General features: G+C 76.0%; 3 protein-coding genes. 1 reads left to right on the top strand and 2 read right to left on the bottom strand.

The window, feature by feature from the left end:
- Window positions 1-61: 61 nt before the first annotated feature.
- Window positions 62-1,063, bottom strand: coding sequence for an NADPH:quinone oxidoreductase family protein (locus tag ABD067_RS06940; RefSeq protein WP_343894476.1), 1,002 nt, complete (start codon window positions 1,061-1,063; stop codon window positions 62-64).
- A 246-nt stretch (window positions 1,064-1,309) separates the two neighbouring features.
- On the opposite strand from ABD067_RS06940, the gene ABD067_RS06935 reads away from it, so the two are divergent.
- Window positions 1,310-2,851: a DUF4214 domain-containing protein gene (locus ABD067_RS06935; RefSeq protein WP_343894475.1), complete on the top strand. Its 1,542-nt coding sequence runs from the start codon at window positions 1,310-1,312 to the stop codon at window positions 2,849-2,851.
- Between the two features lie 110 nt (window positions 2,852-2,961).
- Here ABD067_RS06935 and ABD067_RS06930 read toward each other — a convergent pair.
- Window positions 2,962-3,892: tripartite tricarboxylate transporter substrate binding protein (locus ABD067_RS06930; protein ID WP_343894474.1), on the bottom strand; the 931-nt coding region annotated here is incomplete at its 5' end.

The following is a 3,892-nucleotide window of genomic DNA, read 5'->3' as shown; positions in this document are numbered from 1 at the left end:
GCCGCGCCGCCGCGGCCCGCCGCGTCGCGCGCCGGGCCGGGCCGGTCGTCCGGCGCGGCGGTCACGGTCGCAGGACGACCCGCCCGGCGGCCCGCCGGCCGCGCACCTCCGCCATGGCGTCCCGGAAGCGCTCCAGCGGGAATTCCGCGTGGACCTCCGGCCGCAGCGCGCCCGCCGCCCACCACTCCACCAGGCGCGCCCAGAGCGCCCGCGCGCGCGGCGCGTGGAGGTGGCGGTTGTCGCCCGGCGACCAGCCGACGTAGGTGCCCCAGTTCAACCCGGCCACCGCGATGTTCTTGAGCAGCAGGATGTTGGCGCCGAGCCGCGGGATCGCGCCGGCCGCGTAGCCGATCGTGACCAGCGTGCCGCCGTCGGCCAGGCAGCGCAGCCCCTCGTCGAAGGCGTCGCCGCCGAGCACGTCGAGCACCGCGTCCACGCCGCGCCCGCCGGTGATGTCCCGCACCGCGTCGCGGAAGGAGGGCTCCGCGCTGTCGAGCACCGCGTCGGCGCCGCGGGCGCGCGGCACCTCCGCCTTGTCGGCGCCGCAGCGGGCGATGACGCGGGCCCCGAGGGCCTTCGCAACCTCCACTGCGGCCAGGCCGACGCCGCCCGCCGCGCCCTGCACAAGCACCCACTGCCCGGCTTCCAGCTGCGCCCGCCACAGCAGGGACGCGGCGGCGGTCGGGTAGCTGATCGGCATGGCGACGGCCGGCTCCAGCGGCAGCCCGTCCGGGATCGGCACCACGTGGATGGCGTCCGCCACCGCCTCCTCGGCCATGCCGCCCCAATCGAGCACGGCGAAGACGCGCGTGCCTGGCGGCAAAGGGTCTGGCACGTCGGGCGCGCTCTCCAGCACGGTGCCCGCCACCTCCGTCCCCGGCGTGAACGGCAGCGGCGGCTTGCGCTGGTACTTGCCGGCGACGACCAGCGAGGTGGCGAAGCTCACCCCGGCCGCGTGGACGCGCAGCCTGACGCCGCCCGGGCGGAGCGGCGGGGGCGGCGCGTCGGTCCGGAGTTCGAGTTCGTCGAAGTCGCGCCAGGATTCGCAAAGCAGAGCGCGCATCGTGCCAACAACCCCATGAGAGTCCCGACTCAGCCGGACGCCTCGGTCGCGCGGGGCATCCGCTGCCACCGTCGCGGCGCCGCACGCTTACTCCGCTTCCGGTCCGCGGCCCAGCCTCGCGGCGGGCCGGGCGCCCCGCGTCCGGTTCATGGCCAGGTTCGGGCAAGCGCCCGATGCATTCCTTCGACGGGGAACCGGCCACGATCCGCGGCGCGGGCGCCACCGCGTTTGACACGAATCCGGAACATGGACGATAGTTCGGCCACGCAACGGAACCGCGACATGGCCGTCCTCGCCTTCCAAGCCGACCCCTGGGCCGCCGGCCCGCCCGACGCCGTCGAATACGGCGACCCTGCCTGGTTCCGCCAGGGCCCGAGCGCGGACCTCTTCGGCCCGTTGGCATGGGACACAAGCGCCGAGCGCGGCTTCGATTGGACCGACCTCGCGTTCTTCACGAAGTACATCCACATGCTCCGCCTGGTCGCGGCGCCGACCGCCACCGGGTTCACCGCCGATCTCAGCGCCTACGGCGACGCCGAAAGCGCTGTGGCCTTCAGCGGCCACGACTTCGCCTACCTCTGGCCCTGGGCCGGCGCCGCCGCCGGGCCGAGCCTGACGGGCGGGACCGTCACCGGCTTCAGCGGGACGATCCAAGGACGCGGCGGCTTCTCCATCACCGGGCTGTCCGTACCGGCCGAGTCCCTCAAGGCCCTCGCCTCGCGCGGCGCCGCGGAGGCCATCGCCGACGCCAACGACCTCCTGCTGGGCGGGGACGACCTGATCACCGGCAGCGGCCGCAACGACGCCCTGCGCGCCGGCACCGGGGACGACACGCTGGCCGGCGGCGCGGGCGACGACCGGATCGACGGCGGCGCAGGCACGGACACGGCGCGGTACGGCGGCTATCGCTCCGACTACACGGTCGCCGCCGGCGCCGAGGGCGGGCTCAGGATCGCCGACGAGCGCGCGTCGGCCAGCGGCGACGGCACCGACATCGCCACCGGGATCGAGGTCCTCCAGTTCGCCGACGGCCGGCTGGTGTTCGACGACGCCGACCCGGCGGCGCAGGTGGCGCGCCTCTACGAAGCGGCGCTGGACCGGTCGCCCGACCAAGCCGGGTTGGACTTCTGGGTCGGCGCCGTCCAGCGCGGCCATTCGTTGCACGGCCTCGCCACCGATCTCCTGGGCTGCGGCGAATTCCAGGCCCGCTTCGGCGGGGCTCCCGACGACGACGCCTTCGTGGACCGGCTCTACCAGAACGTGCTCGGCCGCGCCGGCGAGCAGGGCGGCCGCGACTTCTGGGCCGGCTCGCTGCACCACGGCGCCGGCCGCGCCGAGGTGCTGCTGGCCTTCTCCGAAAGCGCGGAGAACAAGGCCGGCACGGCGGCGCTGGTGCGGAACGGCATCTGGGACCGCAGCGAGGCCGCGATGGAGGTGGCGCGGCTCTACGACACCGTGCTCGGCCGCCTGCCCGACGCGGCCGGCTTGGCCGCGTGGAAGGACGCGGTCGAGCACGGCGCCGCCACCCTGGCCCAGGTCGCCGACGCCTTCGCCGCGTCCGCCGAGTTCCATGTCCGCTACGGCGGCCTGGACGACCGCGGCTTCGCCGAAGCCCTGTACCGCGACACGCTCCACCGCGGGCCCGATCAGGCCGGCCTCGACCACTGGGCCGAGGCGCTGCGCCACGGCGCCAGCCGCGCCGAAGTGGCGCTCGCCTTTTCGGAAAGCGCCGAGCACGCCGTCCAGAGCGAGGCGCCACCGGGCGAATACGGCGTCCTCTTCGCCTGAGGCCGGCGCGGGGCGCCGGAACCGGCGGCCCGCGTGGCCCTGGCCGAATCGCCGGGCAGGGCCGCGGGCGGAAGCCGGGCGGCGGCGAGGCGCAGCGGCCCCGCCGCCGCTCAATCCGCCTTGATCCGCGCCTCGCGCACCAGCCGGCCCCAGCGCTCGGACTCGGCGCGGACGAAGCGCGCGAAATCCTCCGGCGCGTCCGCCACCGGCTCCGCGCCGAGCGCCGCCATCCGCTCCCGCGCCTCCGCCCCGCGCAACGCCGCGGCCACCGCCGCGTGCAGGCGCGCCACGATCGGAGCGGGCGTGCCGGCCGGCGCCCAGATGCCGTACCACGTCGAGATCTCGTAGCCCGGCACCCCGGCCTCGGCGACCGTTGGCAGGTCCGGGAAGGCCGCTTGCCGCCCGGCGGTGGTGACGGCCAGCGCCCGCAGCTTGCCGTCGCGCACGGCGCCGGCGCTGCTCGGCATGGAGTCGAACATCACCTGCACGTTGCCCGCGATCAGGTCCGGCACCGCCTGCCCGCTGCCGCGGTAGGGCACGTGCGCCATGTCCACGCCGGCCATCAGCTTGAACAGCTCGCCCGCCAGGTGCGGCGCGCCGCCGTTGGACGAGGAGGCGAAGGAGAGCTTGCCCGGGTTCGCCTTCGCGTGGGTGACCAGCTCCGCCACGCTCCGCACCGGCAGGCCGGGCGTCACCACCAGCATCAGCGGCACGGAAGCGATGTTCGTGACCGGCGCGAAGTCGGCCAGCGCGTCGTAGGGCACGCGCACCATGTGCGGCACGATCACGTGCGCGGAGGCGTTGACGAGGAAGGTCGCCCCGTCCGGCGCCGCGCGCGCAACGGCTTCCGTGCCGATGGCGCCCGCCGCCCCGGCGCGGTTCTCCACCACGACGGGCTGCGGCAGGCCGGGCGCCAGCGCCTGCGCGACCACGCGGCCCATGATGTCGGTCGGCCCGCCGGGCGGGTAAGGCACGACGAACCGCACCGGCCGCGACGGCCATTCGGCCGCTTGCGCGCGGGCGGCCCCGCCGCCGCGCGAG

This window comes from Craurococcus roseus, from assembly GCF_039523795.1.
Taxonomy (GTDB): Bacteria; Pseudomonadota; Alphaproteobacteria; order Acetobacterales; family Acetobacteraceae; genus Craurococcus; species Craurococcus roseus.
Note: the sequence above shows the minus strand (reverse complement) of the source record. Positions and strands in the feature narration are given on the sequence as shown.

Coding starts and splice junctions, on each gene's coding strand:
- ABD067_RS06940 (WP_343894476.1), bottom strand. CDS start 1,063: ATGCGCGCTCTGCTTTGCGAATCCTGGCGCGACTTCGACGAACTCGAA.
- ABD067_RS06935 (WP_343894475.1), top strand. CDS start 1,310: ATGGACGATAGTTCGGCCACGCAACGGAACCGCGACATGGCCGTCCTC.